The following is a 25,999-nucleotide window of genomic DNA, read 5'->3' on the forward strand; positions in this document are numbered from 1 at the left end:
TAATTCTGCTTCCAAGGCTCGCTCCACTAGTGCGGTGGTTAGTTGTTTCTAGGATTCCTCCTTCTCCGAATAAGTCGGGTGGTGTTTTACATTCTTTCTAGCAATTCATCGAGCAGTTCTTTGCCTATATTCATCGGTTTTAGTGTTAGTTATTGGGTGTCTAGATTATCTCTCTGTATATATCCCAGACTTTACACAAAATACTCTACACTCTCTATCCTCCCTATACATCGAAATTCAACCCCATTGAGCATCGTTTATTTCCTCATGTGACCAGAGCTTGTCAGGGAGCTATTTTTACCAGTATTGAGTTAGTAAAATCCCTCATTGAAAAAACTTCTACCAAAACTGGCTTGAGTGTAGTTGTCAATCTTATGGATAAGGTCTATGCCAAAGGTAGAGAAGTCGCTGATGGTTTCAAGGAAAATCTACCTATCATTTTTGATGAATATCTTCCTAAATGGAATTATAGAGCCATTCCTCAAAATAACTGAAATGCATAAGTTATTTATTTCTCATTCCTAACCATTATTCTTTGCTGATCTCCCATACGGGTTTTAAATAGCAACCAGAGCATCATTCTGGCAGCACCTTCATGTTGTTGCCAGATGCTCATGATAGCGCCTAGCAGTGATTTTGGTAAGTGACTATATTGATAAAAGGTACTGCCTGAATGGCATTCTTTCGTGTTGAGAAAATGTTTTGACCACATCTCTGCTTGCACCCTAAAAGTGAGTCCCACAAGGTGCTTACATCCTTCTTCATCCTCTTGAAAGTGATGCACAACTTCTAACAAATTCCAGAGAGGACTTTCAGGTAGAGAGAAGGCTTCCACTTTTCCCTGCTTTGGCCAATCAATTTGGGCGGTAATCCAGCAAGGCTGTGTAGCAAGGCTTTTAATTAGATTCAACTTCGTTGATTTTGTTAAATCTTTGCGCTTATCTCAACCTAGATATTCTTCAATTTGACTATCACTGATGGTGAATTCTCGCTCCCAAGGCTTCTCTAAAGTTGTGGCGTAGGCTGCATAGATTAAGTGCATACAGGTTGCACGAATATCAAGCGTATCTGAAGCAAGGATCGTTTGGGCTTCAAGGTGTGATCGTGGATAGCTGAAATTAATAATATTATTCAATCGCAAACTAATTTTGCCTTTGCCTTGACTGACCGATCGCTCGTATACGAGAGTCCCCGATTCATCCAATGACCAAGGTAGAGATCGCCTTTGCGCAAGTAAATTGCAGGCTTCCCAAACAGCGATCGCCGAGCTAAAGGGAGTACTAACACCATTCGCAAATAGGCTAGGACTAATCTTAAAATGATTCTCAATCGCCTTTACTCTACCTTTTTTGGGCTGTAACGGTATAGAAGCACCAATATTACAGGCACTAACACATAGAGGTTCGGGAGCATATCCTTCACAGTTATTACAGATGGCGGGATCAATCCAGTAATTACCCTGCTGAATCGAAATTGCGCCCATAGGACAAATAGCTATACAGGATGAACAGGCAACACAGCCGCTTGATATTTTATATGCCATTTCACTATGCTTTGAGAGTTGGTGAGTTGAAGCATTTGACTGCTGAATAGTTGGAGGATATCGGAATCTTTTAAATTTAAAATATTCCTATAAGCCTTTATACTTACACCAACGTTCTTAATTCTGTTCAGATTGAGCATCTTAGAGTGCTTTGCGCTCAAATCCGAACTAAGAAATTTTTTAAAAGTGTTGCAAAACAAGACTTTTAAAAATTTCATATAGTTCTTTTGATCAGAAATTGCTGTAATAGAAAGTAAGTTTTTAAAGATTTTCTTTATATTTGAGCGTTGAATGTTACAACAATTACCAATCAAACAAACCAAGGAAATTTTTGAAAGCGTTGCGAAGCAACGCTTTCAAAAATTTCCTTATGGTTCATTTGATCGATAATTGCTGTAAGAAACTGTAGCCGTACATAGTTTGCGGTTTGTCGCTAAAGTGGATATACAGAATTCCACATTTATAAAGCCTTATTTAAAAGCCTTATTTAAAAATTGTAGGGAATTGTGGCTTGTCTTCGAGAATTCCTGCGATTTCCTGTAATTTATTTTTATGATGTCAAATCCACTTCTTCCGATCTCTGTATTAGTACTTACCCTTGCTTTGCTGGGTTGGGGATATTTTCGTTCCCGCAAGTTTGGTAAGCTGGGGCTATTGTCTTGGCTGCAATTTGTAGCACTCATGGCTCCTTGGCTCATCTATTTTGGCTTGTTTGTTTTAGGTGTTTTTATAAATTTCACAACCCTATTATTTTTGTTGCTAGGCTCGACGATCGCCTATGTTGCTATCAGTAACCAATTACGCAAGATTGTGTCTGAAGAAAAATCAGCGATCGAGCAAAAGCTCAAACAAGGCATCGAAGTGACTGGTAGCGATCGCCCAAATTCTCAAGACAATCTGGCTAACGATCTACCTGTTAAGACTCCAATTGCTTTGGCAATGTCACAGGGAAAGAACCAGTTAAAACTTTTTAAGTCTTTGCCTGCGGAAGATATGAAGCTGATACAGGGGATTTTTGGAATCGAAACCTACTACGTTACCGAAACCATTCCCTACCAAGAAGGGGCTATTTTTAAGGGTAATTTACGGGGTGAGCCTGATGTCGTCCATGATCGCCTGACTAAATCCTTGCACGATCGCCTTGGCGATCGGTACAACCTCTTTTTGGTTGAAGGTCAAGATCGCAAGCCCGTAGTAATCGTTTTGCCTAGCCGAGTTAGTAATGTGGATAACAATACGATTCCGCAAAGGCTCTTGATTTTGGTACTGATTTTTGCCAATGGCTATACGGCTTTAAATTTGGGTGCTTTAGTAGGCGGGATTCCCGTTGTGCAATCTCCTCAAGAATATCTCATCGGTTTGCCCTTTGCCTTAGGTATTGGCGCAATTTTAGGGCTGCGAGAGCTAGCGATGCGTCTGATGGCAAAGAAATATAAAGTTACGATGAGTTTGCCGTTTCTTTTGCCTTCTTCCCAATTAGGTTCTTTTGGGGCGTTCAGTCGGATTTCTTCGCCATTACCCAATCGAGTTGCTCTGTTTGATATTGCGATCGCGCCAGCTTTGGTAAGTGGATTGGTTTCTTTGATCTTGCTTCTGGTTGGTTTGCGTCTATCTGCGATCGGGATGGGAAGCATCGATATTCCCAGTCAAATTTTTCAAGCTTCCGTATTGGCTGGAACCTTGGCGAAGTTATTTCTTGGGAATGCGTTACAGGATAGTTTTATTTCGATTCATCCTTTAGTGGTTCTCGGATGGCTTGGCTCGGTAATCACTGCCCTGAATTTGATGCCCGCAGGTCAGCTAGATGGTGGCAGGATTGTTCAATCGGTTTATGGAAGACGTACGGCAAGTTGGACGACGGTATTAACCCTGATTTTCCTAGTGATTGCTACGGTCATTAATCCACTCGCTCTCTATTGGGGAGGAATTATCTTAATTCTATTAAGAGATTTGGAACGTCCTATGCTCAATGAACTTTCAGAACTTGATGGCGATCGCGAAGCTTTAGGGATAGTCGCTCTCTTTTGGATGTTGATTACGTTACTTCCTATTACCGCTAGTGTTGCCGATCGCTTAGGTATTGGCGGTGGTAGCGGATTGCTTCCATAGGTTAAATAGAACAAAGTATCACTTTTTCTCTTCTGTTTAAAAGATAAGGCGATCGCTCTCCATTACCAAATTACAAAGCGATCGCCTCAAATATCCCTACTTTCACCCCACAAGCGATCGCACCCTCAACAAACCAACAACAACAAAACAGCGATCGCCCCTAATCTCAATCACAAAACGATCGCCTAAAATATCTACACTCTCACCCCACAAGCGATCGCCCCTCAACAAACCAACATCAAAAAGCGATCTCCTCTAATCTCAATCAAAAAGCGATCGCCTAAAACATCAACACTCTCACCACACAAGCGATCGCCCCCTCAATAAACCAACAACATCAAACAGCGATTGCCCCTAATCTCATCAAAAAGCGATCGCCTAAAATATCCATACTTTCACAAACAAGCGATCGCCCCTCAACAAACCAATAACATCAAACACCGATCGCCTAAAATATCCACTCTTTCACCCCACAAGCGATCGCCCCTAGCATAACCAACAATATCAAACAGCGATCACCGAAAATGTTACTAAGTTCATTGCCAAAATATTCAGTGAGCTTTACTAAAAAGGGGCATCGTCATAAGCATCCATATTATCAAACTTTCTGAAGATGATAATATCTCTACTTGTACCAGCAATCAGCATAGAAGCATCAATATTAAATCTTAAATAATCAATTGTTTTTGCATATTCATCTATGCTTGAAATTAAATTCCCATTAGAAGTGTTCCACAATTTTATATTGCTTTTTGTGAATTCATGACCTGTAGCTGGACTTTGATTTGAAACAGTTGCGAATATTTCACAATCATCACTAAATGTAATTTCATCAATGCTTTCAGAGTGTGCAATAAAATAATTGATTGATCTTCTATTTCTAATATCATAAATAGTTAATCTACCCTCTGAATCGCCAAATACTAACAAATGTGAATCCTTACTGATTGCCAAGCAGGAAATGGGTGCATTAGAAGTTGTTGTAACTTTATGTGTGATTTCTCCATCACTGACGCGAAATATTAATACTTCTTGAGAAGGTGTTTCAGAAACTACGGCAATAAAGTTTTCAGAACAGGCAATGTAATAACCTTGGCTTGGCTGGAATTCTGAAATTAGCTGACGATATTTTTTTCCATATTCCCATATACCAATTCCGTAATAACTCCATATAACAACCTTATCTTTTGTAATAAATTCCACAAAGCAAGTTTCATATGTAGGATCTTCCTGAAAGTCATAATATTCAGATAAGGGAAGTCCTATATCATGTCCTGACAAGCTATATAAAAAATCTCCATTTGTTGTATTCCAAAATTCAATTTGCTGACTCTGAAGATAATAGCTAGAAATGGCAATTACCTCACCATCTTTGCTAATATTAACTGGCTCAAAATACTTAGTATTTATTCTTTGAATTTTGGATATGTTGCAGAAAACACCCATTTTATAATCTGTCAAACTACAAAACTTGACTGTTTGTAAATCATAGTCACTACTACAACCTACAATAGATTGATTGTCTTGTGTCAAAGCAAATGGATAACAGGTATTGGAAATACAATATCGTGACCATTGAATCTCAGCACTATTATTAATGACATTACTTGAATAGTTTTGAGAAGTGATACTAGAATCAATAATTTCAATTACCCCAGCTATCAATTTCCAACAAGGTGCTTCATCCCCGTCCCAATTATCTGGTTTATATGGCATACCTAGACTCATAGTAATTAAATAATTACCATTAGACTGATAACCAGACTCAATTTTCTTAACAAATATGGGATCAGTAATAGGGATATCCACTAATTTATTCCCAGAAGAAGAAACTATTGTACCTAGCCATTGAATTCCTCCTCTGCTAGTTTGTCTTGATTTGATTGATAAACTGACAGCATTAATTAATTGTAGAGTTTTTCTTTTATCCAATGGCAATGATTGTAGATATTTAGGATACACAAGCTTAAAAGAATTGTGAAGAATAGCACCATCATCACAGTACTGGATAATGTCTTGAACTTTGGATTTGCCTATAACTTCCCATTGTCCTTTTAGTACAGATAAGTTCTCACTTTCAAAATCAAAATTGTTTCCTGTATCAGCCAGAGGAATCTCTAAAATATCTAATAGTTCTGGCTCTCTTCCATTAACAAGACAAATAGATTTTGGAACTCTACCATCTTTTGGATACAGAGAATCGCATACAGGTCTAGCCCATTTTCCTGTATCAATATTGATCCCCGCAATACAACGTTCTCCTTCTTTTTTTGAATTAGCAAGGCAAATGATTCTTTTTACAGATGACATACTTTAATATTCTCCCATTTTTTACTTAGATATTCAGCGACAAGGCGGCGATGACAATTATGTGGTTTTGCCTCACTACAGAGCAAACATCCATGATTGAGTAATTCGGGTGTAACTTTTTTCTCAATCTGACGATCTGATATAAGTTTTAAAAATTTTTGCTCATATACCCCCCAATCACCTTTGTTTTTTTTGTACTCGTCCAAAATATCTTTAGTTGGAGCTAAATCAAGAATATGTACATAATCAATCGCCCCAACTTGTTTAAGGAAATACTTTAAATCATTTTTCTTAGTAAAGCCTGCTAACTGAGAGACATTGTTTAGCCTTGTATCTATAACTGTTTTCACACCAGACTTTATCAAAGTATCAAAAAATTGCTCAGCACTTTTCTGAGTAAAGCCCATTGTAAATAATTTAACTGACTGACTAAGCATAAACTTCTCCTTTTGTTTCTACATAAGCGATTTCATTACCCTGCTTTTTATAAGCTTCCATGAGACAATCCTCACGGTCTAAATCATCATTTTCTTGCACAGGAGACAAAGCATCAAACAGTGAAAGTTGACTAATTTCTATTTGTTTTGCAAATTGTTTGAATCCATGCTTAGCCAACATCCTATCTTCCAAATCTCCGTGAGATTCTAGATCGCCATTACTTTTAATATGCTGAATATCTAGATCATATTCCTTGAGATGTGGACAAACTAAAATTGCTCGATGACAAGTTAAAGGATCTTTTTCGGCACACATCAACGCGATTCTATGCCGACTTTTTACACCTTTTAAGATTCGTCTTATTCCTTCTGTAAATAAGTCAGTCGCTGCAATTCTCTCATATAGAGCCTTACCATCGACATAGCAACTTTGGTCTTCTGGTCTTGCTCCTAACTCTTGTCCTAGAAATACATAACGAATTTTGTCGGCTTCTAAATAATCCTTTAACTGTGCTTGGCAAAAATGTGGTAAATAACGACTATAGGGACGCGATCGCACATCAGCTAAAGCCGTAATCTCATGCTTTTGTAAAAGCTCAATAAAAGTCTTGATGCTGTGATTTGAATGACCAACAGTAAAAAGTTGCATTGATGATTAACCTCAATAATTTTGATAATTAACATAGTAATAAATCTTCTGGAAATTGAGGATCGAGGATTTGGGCGATCGCATAGGGACAATCGGGTGGTAAATCGGGATAATCGAAGGGTGTTTCTCGCACAACCAATGACAAAGACAATCTATACGCTTCGATTACCGCTTCATTGAGATAGGACTTCAAACTCGGATTATCTTTTAGATGTAACGTGATGCGATCGCGTTGTTCGATAATGTTTGACCGCCAGCTTTTACCGCGCAATTCGGTTTGAAACTCCCACTTCAGCAAATGTCCAATCAAAACACCCAAACGATTGCGAAGTTCTTGTTTTTGCTGCTTACCCAACGACTCAATTTCCTCCACCAAATTCACGATGTCTAGAGAATGCCATTGACCGAGCCTTAATAGTTCTGACTGCTCCTGAGTCCAAGCATAAAAATCAACTTCATATAAATCAGTAGCTAAATCAGGACTTGTTTCTATTGGTAGTTCCAACTTTGACTCAATCATTATGTTCAAGCCTGCAATGCATTACACACAACTATAACAAACCAGACCTACCATGCAGTAGGTTTAAAATCGTCATCATTGGCGATCGCCCAAAATTTACACTTGACTGATAACTGGCACTCTCAACTTAACCAAAGACTTTTGCAACACACTTGGCTTAACACTCAACCAAACCTGATTGCGATTATCCTCAGTATAGCCAACCACCACCGCCCCCACAGGTGAACCAATCTCAGGATACATTTCTGGACTCATCGCCCCACTATCCAAAAAATCTGGAATCTGGATAATTCCCTTTACATTCTCATCCCCAATATCAACAAACACTCCAAAAGGCGCATGAAATTCCACTTTCCCGTAAATTAACTTCCCAAGCTGATACTTAGTTTTGACTTGACTCCAAAGTTGACTATTCATTGGCTACTTTCGCTTTAACACTCTAGGGAACTGGTTTAAAGTTGGAAATAAATCATGAGGAATCGGTAACTCGATATACGAACCACCCTGATAAGTCCTCTCAAGCGGTTTAAAAAGGCGATCATAAGTTTCTTGATCTATCGTAACCTCTAAAATACCCTGTTTGTAACTCTGGTTATACTGTTCAGCCAAACTTCTAGAGTTAGCGCCAGCAAAATAACACTTACCGTCTTCATAGGGTGGATTATACGGAAAATTCTCCACTTGAAAACCATTTTGCAACAATTTCTCGCCTTTATTCGGCTGAGGCGCTTTATAAATAGTGACTGACACAATAATCTAATGTAATGCTGCAATCGGGACTATTTGACGCAATATATCACCTAAATTTCTTTTGGCTTCCATCAACTCATAGGCATAATGCAACCGCAAAAAATAACCATCCGACAACCCAAAATAGCGACATAACCGCAAATCAACATCCGCAGTCATCGGAGCTTTACCTTTAATAATTTGTTGAATACTCAAATAAGGCAACCGCAAACTCTCAGCCAAACTATTTGCACTAATATCTAATTCTTCTAAAAACTCATATTGCAAGATTTCGCCAACATGAGGATTACGCAGTAAAGTATTTTCCATTGCCTTTGCTCCTAATGATAATCAAACAATCTCAACATCATAAGCATTTCCATTTTGCCAAACAAAACACAGTCGCCATTGCTTAGTAATGCGAATACTGTTTTGTCCGAGGCGATCGCCAACCATCGCTTCTAGATGATTGGCAGGTGGTACGCGCAGATCTTCCAGATTAGCGGACACATCAAGCTGACGTAATTTGCGTAAAGCCCTTTCTTGTATATCTGATGGTAGCCTACGCGATCGCACACCTTGCCAAATTTTCTCGGTTTCTTTACAAGCAAACGAAACAATCATTGAAGCCTAGACACCTGAACTATAACAAACCGCTAAACTTACCCTGTAACAGGCTTAAAATCGTCATCATTGGCGATCGCCGTGTTCTAAGGCAATATCTCAAAATAATCACAGTGCCTAGGTCGCATAATCGAAAAATCACGACGATCCAAAGTTAAAACACGAGTAATACTTAATCTTTCAGCGATCGCCACAATTACCGCATCAACAAAATCAAGTTGACTATCAGCATACTGCTCTAAAATTTGATTAACTCGTTCCAAATCTGTTGCTGTCATCGATTCTATTTGAACCCCACTAACAACCAAATTAGCAATAAATTTCCGCATCGCCTGATGTCCTAACCTTGAAGCAATCAAATAACAAACTTCAGGCAAAACGACACTAGGAAGTAGTAATCGCTCATTGATACTTTGCACTACAGACAGAACGCGATCGTGATTACGATCTGTTAAATTCGTTAGAGCAAACAGAAAGCTAGTATCAAGTACAACAGTCATCCTTGTTCATCTGCATGAAGACTCCAACCACGAATCGGATTTACTTCACTTGCTAAAATCTCTTCATCCCTCTCCGAAACATCTTTTTCATTGGAAGCACCCAAGCCAGCAATTGACAGTAAAAAACTGTTATGAGGTTGTGCTGTTTTTGTTTCAACAGCCTTGTAGCGAAGATAGCCAATAAAACTAACAAGCTCAGAGAAAGCATCCTCTGGCAAGTTATCAATTACTTCAATAATCTGCTGCCGCGTTGGAGTTAGGCTATTCATAAGCAAACATGAAAAAGATGCTCATTATATTTTAGCTGCAAGATGTGGTAAACCACTTGCAAAATCTTCATCTAAAACCACAATATTCAGTCTTCTAGCTTCACTACGATTAGTAAAACGATTGGGTTTAGCCTTCTGATAATTAAAGCTATATTCAGGCAAAAGATCATCATCAGAATTTAGTTGATTTTCAAAACTATTGCTGTTCATAATCTTCACACTCTTTTCTAGTGGCTAAACGGGCGCTACTAAAAAACAAGGGGCTTAAGCCCCTTGCCTCTTGTTAATTAGCTGCCACCGATACGGGCGACATCGCGAGAGTTGGCTTCAAAAGCAGCGTTGAGGGCATCATCACCACTCAGTCCATCTTCTAGAGCTTCCTTAATCGCTTGCAATACCCGTTTGTAATCCTTGGGCATTACCTTCACGAATTTAGGAAGCATCGCATTCCAATCAGCGAGAACTCGTTCACCGATCGCACTCTCCGTATAGTCAACATGCTGTTGAATCAACTGCTTCAGATCCTTGATTTCTTCGGGATCTTCGAGCTTTTCTAAGCCGACCATTGAAGTATTGCAACGTGTTGCGAAATCACCTGACTCATCGAGAATGTAGGCAATACCACCACTCATACCAGCGGCAAAGTTCCGTCCTGTTAAGCCCAAGACCACGACCTTACCGCCAGTCATATATTCGCAACCATGATCGCCGATGCCTTCGACTACGGCATTTACGCCAGAGTTTCGGACTGCAAAGCGTTCGCCAGCGATACCGCGAATGTAGACTTCGCCACTGGTTGCGCCGTAGAGTGCGACGTTACCAGCGATGACGTTCTCTTCGGCGACAAAGGTCGAAGCTTTGTGGGGATAGAGAATGATCTTACCGCCGCTCAGACCTTTGCCGAGGTAGTCATTGGTATCGCCTTCCAGTTCCATCGTCACACCTGCGGGAATGAATGCGCCGAAGCTTTGACCAGCCGTACCTTGGAAATGAAGATGTACAGTGTCATCAGGCAATCCTTCCCAATGGCGCTTGGTGATTTCGTTGCCGAGGATGGTTCCGACAGCACGATTGATATTCTTGATGGGAATAGTCTCTTGAACAGGTTCACCATCAACGATCGCAGCTTGGCACAAATCTAACAACACAGTCATATCAAGGGATTTGTCCAAACCGTGATCCTGTGGAATTTGGCAATAGCGACCGACATCTTCACCGACTTCGGGCTGATAGAGAATCTTCGAGAAGTCTAAGCCCTTGAGTTTCCAATGTTCGACGGCTTGCTTCGCTTCGAGAACTTCAGTACGACCGACCATTTCATCAAGGGTGCGGAAACCGAGTTTCGCCATTAGTTCGCGGACTTCCATGGCGATGAAGGTCATGAAGTTGACGGTGTGGGCGGGATCGCCTGTAAACTTCTCGCGTAGTTGCGGATCTTGGGTAGCGACACCAACGGGGCAGGTGTTGAGATGGCAGACGCGCATCATGATGCATCCCAAAGTGACGAGAGGAGCGGTGGCAAAGCCGAATTCTTCTGCACCAAGTAGAGCCGCAATCACGACATCACGACCTGTTTTCATTTGTCCATCGGTTTCGACAACTATGCGGCTGCGGAGGTTGTTGAGAACGAGGGTTTGGTGGGTTTCCGCGAGTCCGAGTTCCCAAGGTAAGCCAGCGTGTTTGATTGAGGTTTGGGGGGATGCGCCCGTACCGCCATCGTAGCCAGAGATGAGAACGACATCAGCGTGGGCTTTGGAAACGCCAGCGGCGATCGTGCCTACACCGACTTCCGATACCAGCTTGACGCTGACACGGGCGGCACGGTTGGCATTTTTGAGGTCATGGATCAACTCAGCGAGGTCTTCGATGGAGTAGATGTCATGGTGAGGAGGAGGCGAAATTAAGCCGACACCTGTGGTGGAGTGGCGAACTTTGGCTATCCAAGGATAGACTTTCTTGCCAGGGAGTTGACCGCCTTCTCCTGGTTTTGCGCCTTGAGCCATTTTGATTTGAATCTCCTTGGCTTGGGAGAGATAGAGGCTGGTTACGCCGAAACGACCAGAGGCAACCTGTTTAATGGCGCTATTTTTGGAATCGCCTTGCTCGTTTGTCCATGTGTAACGTTCGGGATCTTCTCCGCCTTCGCCTGTGTTGGACTTGCCACCGATGCGATTCATGGCGATCGCCAAAGCTTCATGGGCTTCCTTAGAAATCGAACCGTAGCTCATCGCACCCGTTTTGAAACGGCTCAAGATTGATTCAATGGGTTCCACTTCTTCAATGGGAATTGATTCGCGGGATTTGAAATCGAGCAAGCCGCGCAGGGTGAAATGTTGTTGATTCTGTTCATTGACTAAACTCGAATATTTCTTGAACAGTTCATAGTTGCCATCGCGCACTGCCTTTTGTAAGGCATGAATGGTTTCAGGGCTGAACAAGTGGGCTTCGCCATCCTTGCGCCATTGGTAATCGCCACCAACATCGAGAGTGTTGCCACTAGCAGGGCGATCGGGGAAGGCGTGGGTGTGACGAGCGATCGCTTCTTTGGCGATTACTTCCAAATCTGCGCCTTCAATGCGGGATGCTGTCCAAGTGAAGTACTTCTTGATCACATCTTGATTCAAGCCAACGGCTTCAAAGATCTGAGCACCGCGATAGCTTTGGATCGTGGAAATACCGATTTTGGAGGCAACCTTGGTTACGCCTTTAGTTGCCGACTTGATGAAGTTCTTAACCGCAGTTTTGAACTCGACATTGACTAAGAGACGTTGATCGATCATGTCTTTGATGGTTTCAAAGGCAAGATAAGGATTCACCGCGCCGCAACCATAGCCGATCAGCAATGCAAAATGATGCACTTCTCTAGGTTCGCCAGATTCGAGGACTAGCCCGACTCTAGTACGGGTTCCCGTGCGGATCAGATGGTGATGCAAGCCTGAAACGGCAAGTAAGGCAGGAATTGGCGCATTAGCGGCATCAACACCGCGATCGCTCAGAATCAAAATATTCACACCATCAGCGATCGCCTGATCTGCTAGTTCGCAAATATGTGAAATCACCGATTCTAGTCCATTGACTCCATCTTTAGGATTGAACAAAGTAGAAAGAGTAACCGATTTAAAACCACCTTCGTTAATATGTTTCAACTTCGCAAGTTCGGCATCGCTGAGAATGGGAGTCTTTAGCTCGATCAAATGACAGCTTTCGGGTTCAGGTTTTAATAAATTCCGTTCCGCACCAATGGTAGTTTCCGCAGAAGTAATGATCTCTTCACGAATAGAGTCAATGGGAGGATTAGTTACCTGCGCGAATAGCTGTTGGAAATAATCGTAGAGAAGTTTGGAACGATTAGAAAGAATCGCCAATGGCGTATCGGCTCCCATTGCACCCACGGCTTCTACGCCATCGCGTGCCATTGGCGTTAAGAGCAACCGTAAATCCTCAAAGGAATAGCCGAACGCCATTTGTCTTTGAGTTAAAGGAATAGCTTCAGCTTCAGTCGCTTCACCATCCTTGAGGTTAGCGATCTCCACCATATGCTGATTAATCCATTCACGGTATGGATACTCGGTTGCGATTTGATGCTTGATTTCTTCATCGGCAACAATCCGCCCTTCTTCCATATTTACGAGGAACATCCGTCCTGGCTGCAAGCGACCTTTCGATTCGATCCGTTCAGGTTCAATTTCTAATACACCAGCTTCCGATGCGAAGATCACTAGATCGTCTTTAGTGACGTAGTAACGTGAAGGGCGCAAGCCATTGCGATCGAGAACTGCGCCGATCATCGTGCCATCGGTAAAGGCGATCGAGGCAGGACCGTCCCAAGGTTCCATCAAGCAGGAATGGTATTCATAAAATGCTTTCTTCTCATCACTCATGGACTCATGGGCTGTCCAAGGCTCAGGAATCATCATCATCACGGCATGAGGTAGCGATCGCCCGGCCAGCACCAACAATTCTAAAGCATTATCAAAAATCGTGGAGTCGCTACCATCAATGTTAATCACGGGCTTGATTTTGGAAATATCATCACCAAACAAATCCGACTCAAACATTGACTGGCGGGCAATCATCCAGTTGATATTGCCGCGCAAAGTATTGATTTCGCCATTGTGGGCAATGTATCGGTAAGGGTGCGATCGCTCCCAACTGGGGAAGGTATTGGTACTAAAGCGGGAGTGAACCAGAGCCAGAGCGCTCTCCATATCTGGATCATGCAGGTCATGGGCGTAATATTGTCCGACTTGAGCCGTCATCAACATCCCCTTATAGACAATGGTGCGACAGGAAAGGCTAGAGGGATACCAATAGGAATCGATATTGGTGGCGCGAATGTTGGTGTGGGCGAGTTTGCGAATTACAAATAACTTGCGATCGAAAGCGAGGTCATCAGCGAGATCGGGCGATCGCTGAATAAATACCTGCTGCATGAATGGCTCGCTCGATTGCGCGGTCGCCCCCAATGGCGAATTATCGGTCGGCACATCACGCCAACCTAAAACTTTTAAACCTTCAGACTCTACCAGTCTCTCAAAAGTTTTTCTTCCATTTTGACGGGCTTCTGGATCTGGCGAAGCGTACACCATACCTACGCCATACTGACCAACCTCTGGCAAAGTAATATTTGCGGCGGCGGCGACCTTTACCAAAAACTTATGGGGAATCTGCATCAAAATCCCTGCACCGTCACCCGTATTTGTCTCACAGCCACAAGCGCCACGGTGCTCCAAGTTTTCCAAAATCGTCAGCCCCTGCTCGACGATCGCATGGGATTTTTTCCCTAATTTATGTACGATAAAGCCGACCCCACAAGCATCATGTTCAAACTGTGGATCGTACAAACCTTGTTTCACTACGTTGCTATTCATCATGGACAAAAAGGATATTTAGAGGGCTAAGTCAGCTCGGACGTAATTCGGGTTTTACGACGGCTATCTTGGATTGTACTAATAACTTTATGTCTTAGGGAAGATGTCTTAATGAAATGATCATATGCAATGCAAAAAATTCTGGTATTTTGCAGTATTTTGTTACTTTAGATACTAAATTACCAAGGTATGTCGAGAAAGGTTAAACCAAAATCTTAGGACTGAGGGAGGTAATATTTGCTTGAATCGCAAGCGAGCGATCGCCATTAACTTGTTTGGATTAATTTAATCGTTTTGAGCGATCGCACGGATTTCCGACTTTTTTAAAATCGGCGATCGCCACTCCTACAATTATTTCCCTCCCGTTATTTCAGGATAATCTAGTAATTTACGATTCCTCTCATCTTCTTCATCTTTCTTTTTCTGAGAGATTTCCATCGAAGCATCAAGTTTTTCAAGCGAAGCATCAAGCCATTCAAGGTCAGAACTAAGCCCGATCTCTTTTTTTAGATCATCAGAAATTTTGGTAATTATTTTTGGGGCAGAATCTTCGGGTAAGTTAGGATTTTTGGCGATCATTTCATCGTAAACGGCGATCGCGGGTGCAATAATCTCATCATAATTTTTCATCAAGCCACCAAGGAATATTGTGGTGAAGATCATGCCGCTTGCTGTACCTTTGCGTAAGTTAGCGATCGCCTGATAAAAGCCGTTATTAATGCTATTAAGAAGATTCTCTAATGATGAATCGTTGGTAGCTCTAGGATTATTTGGTGCAGACTGACTGCTTGCCGATGTAGAATTTGGACTTCCCATTTGAATTGGCAATTTAGCAGTGAGGATTTCAGAAATTGCCCCTAAGCCATAAACCTGTTCGGTAATTTGAATTTTCCTGTCCAAATATTCGCTTGTTTTTTCATAAATTTTGATTGTAGTTTTAGTTTTATCTAAAAATTCTTCCCAAAAATCATGTACGAAGTCTGAATACTGATCGTCACGCCATGTTGATTCAAGGTTATGCCATTGGTTTATTAATCTGCTAAATTCTTGATCTAATACATCTCGCAAATTTTGCAATTGTCGAGATAGTTCTTTTGCCTCTTCAATATCAAATTTGGTTTGTGTTGCCATAGCCTAAAGTCCTTTTAAAGCGCCTAATTTAGCTCTGCGCTCTTCGGCAATGCGAACTTGTTCCCGCATGAAAGAGATAAATTCTTCTGATTCTTTTTGGCTGTCTTTATGGGTTGTAGTTAGTTTTTCGTAGAGTGGCTCAAATGTCTGGTACTGGTCATCATGCCAGCACGATCGCAGGTTTGCCCATTGATTTTCCACCCTTGACCAATCTTGTTTCATCGCTTCATGGAAATTTTCTAGTTGCTTGAGCAAGTCCTTTGCGTCATCAAGATCGAATGTAGTTTGTGCTGCCATGATGTTCTCTTTTAATTGTAATTATCTGTGGAGAGCAAGGGGCTTAAGCCCTTGTCTGTATTTTTAATTTCTTTCAAATTCTTCGACAATTTCTAAAAAACGCTCTAGCCATTTTTTTGCATCTTCGCCAGCATCAAGAGCGGATTCAGTTGTTTTTGTGGTTTCTTCAAATTCTTTGGTAAAGCGTTCTTTTGATTCACCTTGCCAAGACTCGTCACACTTTTTCCATTTGGCTTCTAGCTCCTTAAACTCATCGCCAACCTGTCTCTGGAAGTTTCCCAAGACATCGATAAACCGACTGAGTTCATCAATATTGACATCGATATCTCTTGCCATAAAGTTCTCCTGTTGTGTTTTCTAAGTAAGTAATTGGAATTTGTAGGATGGGTTAGCGATCGCGTAACCCATCATTTGAAATTAATCATTTGGGATTAATTGATGCGTTACGTTGTACTAACGCATCCTACGAAAATTAAGCCTTCTTACTTAGATAATTTGCATAGATGGCAAATTCCTGTTTAGTTGGCACGGCATAGGGCTTGAATTTCTCCAAATTGGCGGCTGTGGCTTCATCTTTGAAGTAGGCACGAAGTTTAGTTAGACTGGTGGCTAAGGTTTCATTGAATAAAGTACGGGAGTCATCGGCGGGCATGGTCAAGCCAATCCGTAGGTCAAAGTTGCTGAGGGAGATGCGCTCTTTTCCTGCAAATAGTTGGTTTAAGGTTTTGATGCCTTCTACCCAGAGAATTAGATGAATACCCAGTTCTGAACCCTGAGAGGCGATCGCCATTAATTTCTTAGCATCATCGGACATATCGGGATTACCGCGATTGTCAACGGTGGGGCGCAAACTATTGAGGCGCTCTAATGTACCGATCGCTGCCACAAAAAAGATGGAAGCACCAAAATTAGTAGTGTCGGGATCGACTTCTCGCAGTTGCTTACGGCGCTCGAATTCGGCATGAATATTTTGCAGGGTAGTATTGGCTTTGCTGATGTGGCGATCGCTGTCGGCGAAGTCTTTGGCGATCGTGATCGGGAAATAGGATGAGAAGGCTTCACGGAAATTAAGGGTCATGCTTGACCAGTGACTACCACGATCGTCTTCATCGGATAGGTCGATGATGTGAAATTCGGCTTTTTGGGGTTGATGGCTGGAAACAAGGCTGGTCAAAACGCCGCCGAGGATACCAAAGATATTTTCTTCGATATTGCCGACTAGGAGCATATTGCTACGGCTACGGCGGCGGAAGATGGCGCGGCTATGGTAGCCAATTTGCATTGCTTCGCCGACCCATGCAATGCTAGGAAAGTCACGTACGCGCCAGTTCGATTCATTGACGATATCCTTGATATCCGCAGGACTGAGCCAAGTATCAGCCGATGCTAATACCGTTAATAGTCCATTATTGCGGAGTCGGGTGGGATGTCTACCATCAAAGACCACTAGCTGATCGGTGGGTGGGCGTTGGTAGCCAGTGGCTTGGACAGTTTCTTGGATTTTGCGTAATGCCTTTTTGCGCTCACCTGTGGAGGCATCGGCAACTTGACCGATTTCGTTACTGCCTTTACGTCCAAAGTCAGAGTTGTAAATAATCCGTCCGGGGCGATCGAGTAAATCGACAGCATCGGTATTTCCTTCTGCTAGGGTCATGGCGGCGACGTTTTGATTCATCTGCATCGCCATCCGCAGATCGATGAGGTCATAGACGCTGCGGGTAATGTTCTTGATATTGGGCGATTGGGAAGCTAACAATAAGTGAATCCCAAAAGCGCGACCTTTTTTAACAATGGTGTCAAAGATTTGGTTTAGCTCTGCGGAGATGCTGTCGTTGTCTTCAAATAAAACCTGAAATTCGTCAATGACGATGAGAATACGCGGCATTTTCTTGCCATTGGTTTTATTACGATATTCAGCAACCTTGGTAATGTCATTAGATATCGATTTCCATTCGTTAGCCCGAATCTGGAACTGCTCGTTGACTTTACGCAGGACGCTCAAACCAAACTCACGATCGCTTTCAATAGATATCACTTTGGCATGAGGTAATGCTTTTGTCAGATCGAGATCATTAGAAGAGCCAGAATCTTCACCGCGATCGGGATCGACATAGACTTGAAACTCAACGCCTTCTTTGAAGTCGAGTAGATACAGTTCCAATTCATCAGGAGCATAGCGCATGGCTAACCCATTGATAATGCTATGCAAAGTGTAGCTTTTACCTGCCCCTGGTTTACCAAATAGCAGCGATTGACTGACTTCTAAGCCCTTGGGATTTTGCCCCAACCAGAATTCTAGTTTTTCTCGCGCACCCGCCACACCAATCGCTGTGCGAATTTCACCACGACTATCACTTGTCCACAATGTTTCTGGATATAGCTGTGAGAAGGCAACGGTGTCAACTTTGACTTCACCACAAGCTTTGCTAATCATGGCGGTGAGTTGGTTAAAGCGATCGCTTTCGGGTGGTTTGTCTAGAGTTGCATAGCAAACGATTTGTGTTTCAGGTGACTCATAAACAAATAGGGGTTCACCATTGTAAGAGCGATCGGCAGGGCGTAAAACCTGACAATGGGCTTTGAACAGGTCGTAATTAAAGTTACGGGGTTTTTCTAGGGTTTCGTCAATGTGAATGATTGTGTAAACCCCTGCTCTAGAACCATTGACTAGTAGGCTATTAAGATATTCAAAGGATTTGTTATCAAATTTGCTAGGGAAATCAGCGATAAACAGATAGCGATAAGCCTCTTGAATGGCTTCGGCAGCGGCGTTGTAGGCTTCGATATTGTCGTAATCACGGCTGAGATAGTTTTGGATAACTTGCTCAGTATGTCCGATCAGTTTATGTAGTTGTTCTTGAATATCATCGCTGGTTGTGTAAGTGCGTTTACCGCGAATTTCTTCAGGTAGGCTCTTGAATGGGAAGGTGTTTCCCATACTGACGGGATCGATGAAGATGCCTTGTAGTTTTCGGGCGGGGAATGTTGCTATGGCGCGTAATGCGATCGATTCGAGGGCGGCGGTGGCTGCTTGTCTGGTTTCAGGGCTGTTTGTGAAGATCGCAATATGTCCAGAATCCTGTCCTTGCTTGAAAGTTCGATATTGCAACAGTAACGGTAATTGATCAAGAGTAATGGCGATTGATTTATCTTCAAATAAATTCTCTACTAGATCTGTATTACTTAAATCAACAGAAAATTTACTTTTTTTATCAACAATCTCACAAAGCTTACCCATCCGAACTAGGAATGGAGCAAGTCCTTCAGTTCTAGATGTATAAGCATTTTTCATATTGAGATTCCACCATCGCTCGTCATTCCATCCAACTGTAATTTGTCTAGATGAAGTTTCTAAAGGTTTTATCTCTCCATCAACTACTGTCACCAGACGATCTAAAAGCAAATGTGTTGAAGATAGTAATTGTGATGTCTCAACAATATTGTTAGTGAAATTATCTGTTAGAGTTTCATTAACTACTTTTTCAGTGATTTTAATAAATGCAAGCACACGAGATAATCTTTTAGCCAATGCTTCGCGAATATTTACCGCTTCTTGCCCCAATTGCCCCCTTTTATTGCTGATCTTTTGATTCCAATCCTCTTCACTGGTCTTTATTTGCTGTTCATGATCATCTGCACTAAATTGTAATTTTTCCTCCCAAGATTCTTCCGTAGCCTTTAGTTTTTTTTGAGATGTTCTCTCTAGATCATTCAAGACTTCAATATAGCGAGATTTATCTCTTTGTAAAGATTCAAGAGCATCTTCTGCTTTACCACGTTGTTCTAAAACTTTAATAATGTTTGCCATGATTTCGACACCTATATTAACTCAAGCAAAGTTCTACATTGTAGATTGTTAAGACTGAAGTCGCCAAAAGAAAACAACAGCTAGAGCTATAATTGCCCCCCAAGCACCACCAATACTTCCACCTAGAATAAAAGATGCAGCAAGAAATAGAATCTCAATTAAAAGAGACTTGTTCAATTCTTCTAACTCTACTTTCTTTCGCTCAATATCGTTTGAGCAAAACTCTAAACGTTGTCTTGCTGAATTTAGTTCAGAGGATTGAGATTTTTGCAAACTTGATAAATCAGAGTCTCTAGAATCTCGCAAAGCTTTCAAGTTGGAATCTCTAGCATTTCTCAAATTGGCTAAATCTGAATTCTTAGCTGCTTGTAAACTCTCTGGATCGTTTTTTGCTCTTCTTTCATGTGCTTGCCAATCAGCAAGACCATTACTAAGACTCATTACCAAAATATCAAATTCATCCTTGTTCAGATTTAAAGCAACTTGGGTGAATTCGAGCGTTTCAAAGTGTTCAACTTCAGGTAAATCTGAAAGACTATATCTAGAAACCTTTAAGGCTGTATCTCTTTTATCAATGGGTAACTTGTTTTTACAATAAGCGAGAAATTCTTTTCCTGCCTCGAAATTGTGCCAAGCATTCACAATACTTTCTAAAGCAGTCTGTTCTGTTACTTGACAGTAAACATCAAGATCTTTTAAAGCGTCAGGATTTTCAATTATTTGGTTATCTGTTGTCATACATTAATGAGCCTTAATTGATAGAAAGATTGGATCGCTACATATCAAGTAGCCAGACATGAGAAATTGAAAAGAAATTGAGATCTCTGACTTTTTCTCTGTAAGTCAAAGTTAACTTTTGTCAGCCACAAAAAAAGTGAAAATCTGACCCACGATCGCTTGCTTTTAATTTAAAAATAGTGAAGAAAATTGCTACAAACTCAGGAAAGTGGAAATCACCGCCTATTTAGTTGATTAACTGCCTAAAACTTGGTAAATCTCATCCCTGCTTGAAAAACTCTCATCAAATCTTACAGAAAAAAAGAATGAAAAGCAACCACTTCAATTAATAAAATTCATGTCAAGTTTTTAGATATCTGATTTTTAAAAAAGAGAACTATACTTTCGATCTTGTCAAAAAACTGGAGATCATTGCTGCGGGAACGCTCTGTCCCCATATTTGGCTAAAATTAAAATACTAGATATCTCACTAATTGCTACAACTACACCTAAAGTTAATAATGTTAAAATGCTAGAATCATCGGAATAAGTCATGTCTGCAAGAGATATTTTTTATGATGCTGTCAAAATAGCCTTGCAAAAAGATGGTTGGCAAATAACCCATGATCCACTTTCATTAGAATTTGGTCTGGGGCTGCTATATGTTGACTTAGGAGCAGAGCGTATCATTGCCGCAGAACGAAGTAACGAAAAAATAGCAGTAGAAATAAAAAGCTTTCTCGGTGGTTCAGCCGTCTCTGAATTTCATACAGCACTTGGGCAATATCTCAACTACCGCTTACTAATGCAAGAGCAGTACCCAGATTACAAATTATATTTAGCCATACCATCAAGCACCTATGATTCATTCTTTCAATTGCCTTTTGTCCAAGCCACAATTCAGCAATATCAACTCAAGTTAGCAATTTATAAACCAGAAAAGCAGGAGATCGTGAAATGGCAAGACTAAATGAATATCGCCAAAAAATCCAAGATTTACTCACGCAACTAGCAGAATATGGCTCAGCAAATGATGGAGTTGAGTCACAATTGATCTTTGATACTGAGCGAGATCACTATCAACTAGCTCATGTAGGCTGGCGAAACGATCGCCGAATTTATGGCTGTGTTGTGCATCTTGATATCAGAGATGACAAGATCTGGGTGCAACACAATGGAACAGAGTTTGATATAGCTGTCAAGTTATCAGAGATGGGTATCCCAAAAGAAAATATAGTAAATGGATTTCATTCCAGCTATATGCGACAGTTTACAGAATTTGCAGTTAGCTAAGAATTAGCGTTTAAACATTTTGAATGCCAATGGGAAAGTTCTCATCAAAAATTTGTTCGATAGAATAAGGGCATTCTTTCGGTAAATCCTTGGGTTTAAGGCGAGTTTCTTTTTCGGCAAGAACTAAAGCTAACTCGAAACCATCAGCGATCGCTTCTGATAGATAAGATTTTAGGCTAGGATTTTTTCGGATTAGCTTTTTTATTTGAATTCTTTGCTCTTTGATGGTTAATCGCCAACTTTTACCGCGCAACCTCGGCTGCAAATCCCACTTAATCAAATGTCCCAGCAAAATTGCTAAACGATTTTCCAACTCAGATCTTTTTTGGCTCCCCAAAGATTCAATTTCCTCCGCTAAATTCTCTATATCTAAACCATCCCATTTACCTAAGCGTAAACGCTCTACCTGCTCAACCGTCCAACGATAAAAGTCCGAATCGTATAGTAGTGTTGACATCATCAAGATCACCTTTGTTAATCAAACGCTAAATCAATATTATAAATCTGCTCACCTATATTTTTATAAAGTAATCCCTTCGCTAATCCTTTCACTGTTTACCTTATAGCAATTCACGAAAGTGTGACAACACTTGTGAATAAAAAACAAACCTAGTAAGGGTTTGAAAAACTAAAAATGGCGTAGCCATTTTTAGTTTTGGTATTACTTTGCTATAGCTACAGATCCATATAACAATACTGAAAATAGGCGATCGCTATAAATAGCTTGTAGTCGCGATTTGATTTCTTGCAAAAGAAACTGCAAACCCAAAAGATGTATGGCACTGCAAAGCGGTGCTACATATTTTTTAGGTTTTATCTTAATGAGCAAATAGTCGCAGACTTGTTCTTTTCAGTAAGGATCGCCTTATCATTGGCAGTATAGACTTTTTTGCAGCTCTTATATGCCTTCTTTTTTCTCCCAAGATAAGGCTTCCAACGATCGCTATCAACTTTCTCTAAAGCTATTACTGATCGTTCCATTTGTAACACAGGTGATTGCTGCGGTGGGGGTAACTGGGTGGTTATCGATCCAAAATGGACGAGAAGCGACTCAGGAACTGGCTCCTAAAATTGGGCTGGAAGTAACGAATGCAATTGAAACCCATGTGCGGGGATACTTTCATACTCCTTTAGAGGTGTTACAAACCTATGGCACGATCGCCAAGGCTGGAAAACTGAATTTTGAAAATATAGATAGTTTGGATGAATTACTTTGGCAACAGATGCGCCAATCAAAAATCCTATATTTTTTCTACGCGACAAATCCTCAAGGTGAATTTATGGGAATTGAACGAAGGAAGGATGATGCTCTCGTACTACATCGCTCTTCATCAACTAAATTCACCAAATTAACCCTAGAGCCATTTCCCAAACTATTAAGGCAAAAGTCGATCTATCGGTTAGATGACGCTGGGAGGGTGCTCAATAAAATTGAAGTGAATATCTTCGATGCCCAAGAACGTCCTTGGTATCGAGGAGCGGTCAAATCCCGTCATGCGGTTTGGAGCCCGATCTATCTATTCGTGGCGCGTCCAATTTTAGGAATTACGGCTTCTATGCCGATTTATGGAGAATCGGGCAATCTTCGGGGAGTTTTAGCGATCGACTTAACCCTTTCGCAAATTGGTGACTTTCTCAGACAGTTAACGATCGCTAAAACGGGACAAGCCTTTATCCTCGAACCATCGGGCGACATTGTAGCGACATCAACTTCAGAACTGCCTTATATCTCAGATCGCAATATCTCAGATCGTCATATCTCAGATCGTAGGCAACTGAGACTTCACGCCCTTCAAAGTCAAAATCCCTTATTAAAATCAATCTTTCAGAATCTCTCTCAAAAATATCCTAATTCTGCGAATATTCCCGATCATCAGCAAATTCAAATGGAATGGGAAGGATCGACTCAGTATATCCAGATCTCTAGATTGCGAAGCAAGCAAGGGCTAGACTGGCTTTTGATCGTTACTGTGTCAGAACAGGATTTTCGCGATCGCATTGATGTTAATACGCGCAATACAGTTATGCTGTGCGCTTTAGCCCTAGTTTTTGCGAGTTTAACGGGCTTATACACATCAAAATGGATTGCGAAACCAGTGCAGAAACTAATTGATGCTTCGCATTTACTCGCTAATCTTTCGGCATCGGCGGATCTTGCTAGTGGTCAGCCCTATCATCCGATCGAAACTGCTAACGTTCGCGAACTTTCAATCCTCGCAGATTCTTTTAATCAAATGGCTGAGCAGTTGCAAATCTCTTTTATGGCCTTGGCTAAAAGTAATGAGGAATTAGAAAGTCGAGTGGAACGAAGGACTGAAGCATTAAGAGTGAGTGAGGCTAAATATCGCACCCTCGTCGAAGTCGCCAATTGCATTATTTTAAGACGAGATACCAAGGGCAAAATTAAATTCCTGAACGAGTATGGCTTAACTTTTTTTGGCTTTTCTACGGAAGATGAAGTGGTTGGTAAAAATATTGAAGGAACAATTTTTCCAGTGACTGCCGATCCTATGACATCTAATTTGCCAATTTGGATGAATGCGAGTGTTAATGAAGCCGATCTATATATGTTTCAGGATATGTTTCAGGAAAGTCAAAATACGCGCAGTGATGGAATGCAAGTATGGATATCTTGGTCAAATCGTCCTATTGTGGATGAAGAGGGGAATATGCTGGAGATTCTTTCTATTGGTGTAGATATCACCGAGCGCAAGCGGATTGAATCTACTCTTGAGCAGTTTTTAAGTTTACAAAGAGCTACATTTGAGTCGATCGCAGATGGGATTTTGGCTGTAGATCGAATTGGACATATTACCAGCTATAACCAACAGTTTGTGGATATGTTTGCGCTATCCCAAGAAGTGCTATCGTTGCCTGATTACGCGCTTAGACTGGAGTTTCTGGCGGAACAAATGCGCGATCCTCAGGACTTTATGCAGCGATCGCAGGAGTTTTATCACCATCCTGAAATGGAAACCTATGACGTTCTAGAACTAGTCGATGGCAGGGTCGTGGAGCGCTATTCCCGTCCGCAAAAATTAGGCGATCAGATTATTGGGCGCGTGTGGAGTTTTCAGGATATTACGGCGCGAGTACAGGCCGAGAAGGCGCTCGAAGAGCAGAAAACCTATTTGCGATTAATTATTGACAGTATTCCGCAGCAGATCTTTTGGAAAGATACAAATTTGGTCTTTCGAGGATGTAATAAAAACTGGGCAAGATATGCCCAACTGGATAGTCCAGAAAGTGTAGTAGGTAAGACGGATTACGATCTGATTGGGAATCCTCAATTGGCGGATATTTTTCGCCAGCACGATCGCCAAATTATGGAATCAAATATCCCAGAACTGCATGTTATTCAACAAAAGCTCAATCTAGACGAAGATGGACAATCGATTTGGCTAGATATTAGTAAGTTACCCATCATTGATGCTGATGGTAAAACTATTGGGATTTTGGGGGTGCTTGATGATATTACTGAACGCAAACGCGCTGAAGAAGCCCTCTATACCGAGCAGGAAAAGTCGGAAAGACTATTATTAAATATATTGCCTAAAGCGATCGCGGATCGTCTGAAGCAGTCCCACGGGGTCATTGCCGATAGTTTTGAGTCCGTTACGGTTCTCTTTGCCGATATAGTCAGCTTTACCGAAATGTCTTCAGAGCTGTCACCCCAAGATTTAGTTGATCTACTCAATCTAATTTTTTCTGGCTTTGATCAGCTCAGCGAAACCTATGGACTAGAAAAAATTAAGACGATTGGCGATGCTTATATGGTGGCTGGGGGCATTCCCATTTCTACGGAAAACCATGCGGAGGCGATCGCTTCGATGGCATTAGATATGGTGGATAAAGTTGCTGAACTTCGCAATTTAACAGGTAGACAGTTGCAAATTCGTGTGGGTATTCATACAGGTGCAGTTATTGCGGGAGTGATTGGCACGCAAAAATTTATTTACGATCTATGGGGCGATACGGTGAATGTGGCGAGTCGCATGGAGTCCCATAGTGAAGTTGGCAAAATTCAAGTATCGGCGGCAACTTATGAAATCCTCAAGCATAAATTTAATTTAGTCGAGCGCGGTGCGATCGAGATCAAGGGTAAAGGACAAATGCAAACCTATTGGCTGGGTAAGAAACTATAGGAATGAAAGTTACATAAACCAAAGAAGAGAAGGTTGGCGCTTCGCGC

General features: G+C 41.4%; 26 protein-coding genes and 1 pseudogene. 6 read left to right on the forward strand and 21 right to left on the reverse strand.

What is annotated here, in order from left to right:
• Positions 1–134: pseudogene (locus tag PSE7429_RS28135) on the reverse strand (IS256 family transposase); the annotation flags it as partial.
• A 66-nt stretch (positions 135–200) separates the two neighbouring features.
• Between PSE7429_RS28135 and PSE7429_RS05165 the strand changes: the two are divergent.
• The gene (locus tag PSE7429_RS05165) at positions 201–494 is read left to right on the forward strand and encodes an ISAzo13-like element transposase-related protein (protein ID WP_267878974.1); all 294 of its coding nucleotides are present in this window, start codon (positions 201–203) and stop codon (positions 492–494) included.
• 14 nt (positions 495–508) lie between these two features.
• On the opposite strand, the gene PSE7429_RS23325 is transcribed toward PSE7429_RS05165, so the two are convergent.
• Complete coding sequence (locus tag PSE7429_RS23325; protein WP_009626020.1) at positions 509–910, reverse strand: hypothetical protein; 402 nt, start codon at positions 908–910, stop codon at positions 509–511.
• 33 nt (positions 911–943) lie between these two features.
• The gene (locus PSE7429_RS23330; RefSeq protein ID WP_144052483.1) at positions 944–1,543 is read right to left on the reverse strand and encodes a DUF362 domain-containing protein; all 600 of its coding nucleotides are present in this window, start codon (positions 1,541–1,543) and stop codon (positions 944–946) included.
• 552 nt (positions 1,544–2,095) lie between these two features.
• Here PSE7429_RS23330 and PSE7429_RS05175 point away from each other — a divergent pair.
• On the forward strand, positions 2,096–3,652 hold the full coding sequence (locus tag PSE7429_RS05175) for a site-2 protease family protein (RefSeq protein ID WP_009626024.1): 1,557 nt from the start codon (positions 2,096–2,098) through the stop codon (positions 3,650–3,652).
• Between the two features lie 348 nt (positions 3,653–4,000).
• A complete protein-coding gene (locus PSE7429_RS26235) occupies positions 4,001–4,147 on the forward strand; it encodes a hypothetical protein (protein WP_158467613.1) in 147 nt (48 codons plus the stop codon).
• Between the two features lie 69 nt (positions 4,148–4,216).
• Here the strand turns inward: PSE7429_RS26235 and PSE7429_RS24220 are convergent, their stop codons facing one another.
• The 17 genes from PSE7429_RS24220 to PSE7429_RS05260 all read right to left on the reverse strand — a co-directional run bounded on the left by PSE7429_RS24220 (position 4,217) and on the right by PSE7429_RS05260 (position 20,535).
• Positions 4,217–5,962: a WD40 repeat domain-containing protein gene (locus tag PSE7429_RS24220; protein WP_009626025.1), complete on the reverse strand. Its 1,746-nt coding sequence runs from the start codon at positions 5,960–5,962 to the stop codon at positions 4,217–4,219.
• Positions 5,950–6,399, reverse strand: a complete 450-nt coding sequence (locus PSE7429_RS05185; protein ID WP_009626026.1) for a DUF488 domain-containing protein — start codon at positions 6,397–6,399, stop codon at positions 5,950–5,952. Before PSE7429_RS05185 ends, PSE7429_RS24220 begins: the two co-directional genes overlap by 13 nt.
• Positions 6,392–7,048, reverse strand: a complete 657-nt coding sequence (locus PSE7429_RS05190) for a DUF488 domain-containing protein (RefSeq protein ID WP_009626027.1) — start codon at positions 7,046–7,048, stop codon at positions 6,392–6,394. Before PSE7429_RS05190 ends, PSE7429_RS05185 begins: the two co-directional genes overlap by 8 nt.
• A gap of 28 nt (positions 7,049–7,076) precedes the next feature.
• Complete coding sequence (locus PSE7429_RS05195) at positions 7,077–7,568, reverse strand: DUF29 domain-containing protein (RefSeq protein WP_009626028.1); 492 nt, start codon at positions 7,566–7,568, stop codon at positions 7,077–7,079.
• Between the two features lie 96 nt (positions 7,569–7,664).
• Entirely contained in the window at positions 7,665–7,985 is a 321-nt protein-coding gene (locus PSE7429_RS05200; RefSeq protein WP_009626029.1) for a S1 RNA-binding domain-containing protein, read from the reverse strand.
• Positions 7,986–7,988: 3 nt separating this feature from the next.
• The gene (locus tag PSE7429_RS05205; protein WP_009626030.1) at positions 7,989–8,318 is read right to left on the reverse strand and encodes a hypothetical protein; all 330 of its coding nucleotides are present in this window, start codon (positions 8,316–8,318) and stop codon (positions 7,989–7,991) included.
• Between the two features lie 6 nt (positions 8,319–8,324).
• Positions 8,325–8,627: a HigA family addiction module antitoxin gene (locus PSE7429_RS05210; protein WP_009626031.1), complete on the reverse strand. Its 303-nt coding sequence runs from the start codon at positions 8,625–8,627 to the stop codon at positions 8,325–8,327.
• A gap of 21 nt (positions 8,628–8,648) precedes the next feature.
• Positions 8,649–8,921 carry a type II toxin-antitoxin system RelE/ParE family toxin gene (locus PSE7429_RS05215; RefSeq protein WP_009626032.1) on the reverse strand — a complete coding sequence of 91 codons (273 nt, stop codon included), beginning with the start codon at positions 8,919–8,921 and terminating at the stop codon, positions 8,649–8,651.
• Positions 8,922–9,007: 86 nt separating this feature from the next.
• The gene (locus PSE7429_RS05220) at positions 9,008–9,421 is read right to left on the reverse strand and encodes a type II toxin-antitoxin system VapC family toxin (RefSeq protein ID WP_009626033.1); all 414 of its coding nucleotides are present in this window, start codon (positions 9,419–9,421) and stop codon (positions 9,008–9,010) included.
• Positions 9,418–9,690, reverse strand: a complete 273-nt coding sequence (locus tag PSE7429_RS05225; RefSeq protein WP_009626034.1) for a hypothetical protein — start codon at positions 9,688–9,690, stop codon at positions 9,418–9,420. The genes PSE7429_RS05220 and PSE7429_RS05225 overlap by 4 nt, the downstream gene beginning before the upstream one ends.
• A 24-nt stretch (positions 9,691–9,714) precedes the next feature.
• On the reverse strand, positions 9,715–9,900 hold the full coding sequence (locus tag PSE7429_RS05230) for a hypothetical protein (protein ID WP_009626035.1): 186 nt from the start codon (positions 9,898–9,900) through the stop codon (positions 9,715–9,717).
• A gap of 77 nt (positions 9,901–9,977) precedes the next feature.
• A complete protein-coding gene (gltB, locus tag PSE7429_RS05235) occupies positions 9,978–14,561 on the reverse strand; it encodes a glutamate synthase large subunit (RefSeq protein WP_040687387.1) in 4,584 nt (1,527 codons plus the stop codon).
• 351 nt (positions 14,562–14,912) lie between these two features.
• Positions 14,913–15,692 (reverse strand): hypothetical protein, encoded by a 780-nt coding sequence (locus PSE7429_RS23340; RefSeq protein WP_009626037.1) that lies wholly within the window; start codon positions 15,690–15,692, stop codon positions 14,913–14,915.
• A 3-nt stretch (positions 15,693–15,695) separates the two neighbouring features.
• A complete protein-coding gene (locus PSE7429_RS05245) occupies positions 15,696–15,989 on the reverse strand; it encodes a hypothetical protein (protein ID WP_009626038.1) in 294 nt (97 codons plus the stop codon).
• A 63-nt stretch (positions 15,990–16,052) separates the two neighbouring features.
• Complete coding sequence (locus tag PSE7429_RS05250) at positions 16,053–16,325, reverse strand: WXG100 family type VII secretion target (RefSeq protein ID WP_009626039.1); 273 nt, start codon at positions 16,323–16,325, stop codon at positions 16,053–16,055.
• A 136-nt stretch (positions 16,326–16,461) separates the two neighbouring features.
• Positions 16,462–19,797, reverse strand: coding sequence for an FtsK/SpoIIIE domain-containing protein (locus tag PSE7429_RS05255; protein WP_009626040.1), 3,336 nt, complete (start codon positions 19,795–19,797; stop codon positions 16,462–16,464).
• A 48-nt stretch (positions 19,798–19,845) separates the two neighbouring features.
• Positions 19,846–20,535, reverse strand: a complete 690-nt coding sequence (locus tag PSE7429_RS05260; RefSeq protein ID WP_009626041.1) for a hypothetical protein — start codon at positions 20,533–20,535, stop codon at positions 19,846–19,848.
• A 532-nt stretch (positions 20,536–21,067) separates the two neighbouring features.
• Here PSE7429_RS05260 and PSE7429_RS05265 point away from each other — a divergent pair.
• Both PSE7429_RS05265 and PSE7429_RS05270 read left to right on the forward strand, forming a co-directional pair.
• Complete coding sequence (locus PSE7429_RS05265) at positions 21,068–21,484, forward strand: XisH family protein (RefSeq protein ID WP_009626042.1); 417 nt, start codon at positions 21,068–21,070, stop codon at positions 21,482–21,484.
• Complete coding sequence (locus tag PSE7429_RS05270; protein WP_009626043.1) at positions 21,472–21,807, forward strand: XisI protein; 336 nt, start codon at positions 21,472–21,474, stop codon at positions 21,805–21,807. The genes PSE7429_RS05265 and PSE7429_RS05270 overlap by 13 nt, the downstream gene beginning before the upstream one ends.
• A 10-nt stretch (positions 21,808–21,817) precedes the next feature.
• Here the strand turns inward: PSE7429_RS05270 and PSE7429_RS05275 are convergent, their stop codons facing one another.
• Positions 21,818–22,267 (reverse strand): DUF29 domain-containing protein, encoded by a 450-nt coding sequence (locus PSE7429_RS05275; protein WP_009626044.1) that lies wholly within the window; start codon positions 22,265–22,267, stop codon positions 21,818–21,820.
• A gap of 442 nt (positions 22,268–22,709) precedes the next feature.
• On the opposite strand from PSE7429_RS05275, the gene PSE7429_RS23345 reads away from it, so the two are divergent.
• A complete protein-coding gene (locus PSE7429_RS23345) occupies positions 22,710–25,952 on the forward strand; it encodes an adenylate/guanylate cyclase domain-containing protein (protein WP_009626045.1) in 3,243 nt (1,080 codons plus the stop codon).
• Positions 25,953–25,999 lie beyond the last annotated feature (47 nt).

It is taken from the genome of Pseudanabaena biceps PCC 7429 (genome assembly GCF_000332215.1).
Lineage (GTDB): Bacteria > Cyanobacteriota > Cyanobacteriia > Pseudanabaenales > Pseudanabaenaceae > Pseudanabaena > Pseudanabaena biceps.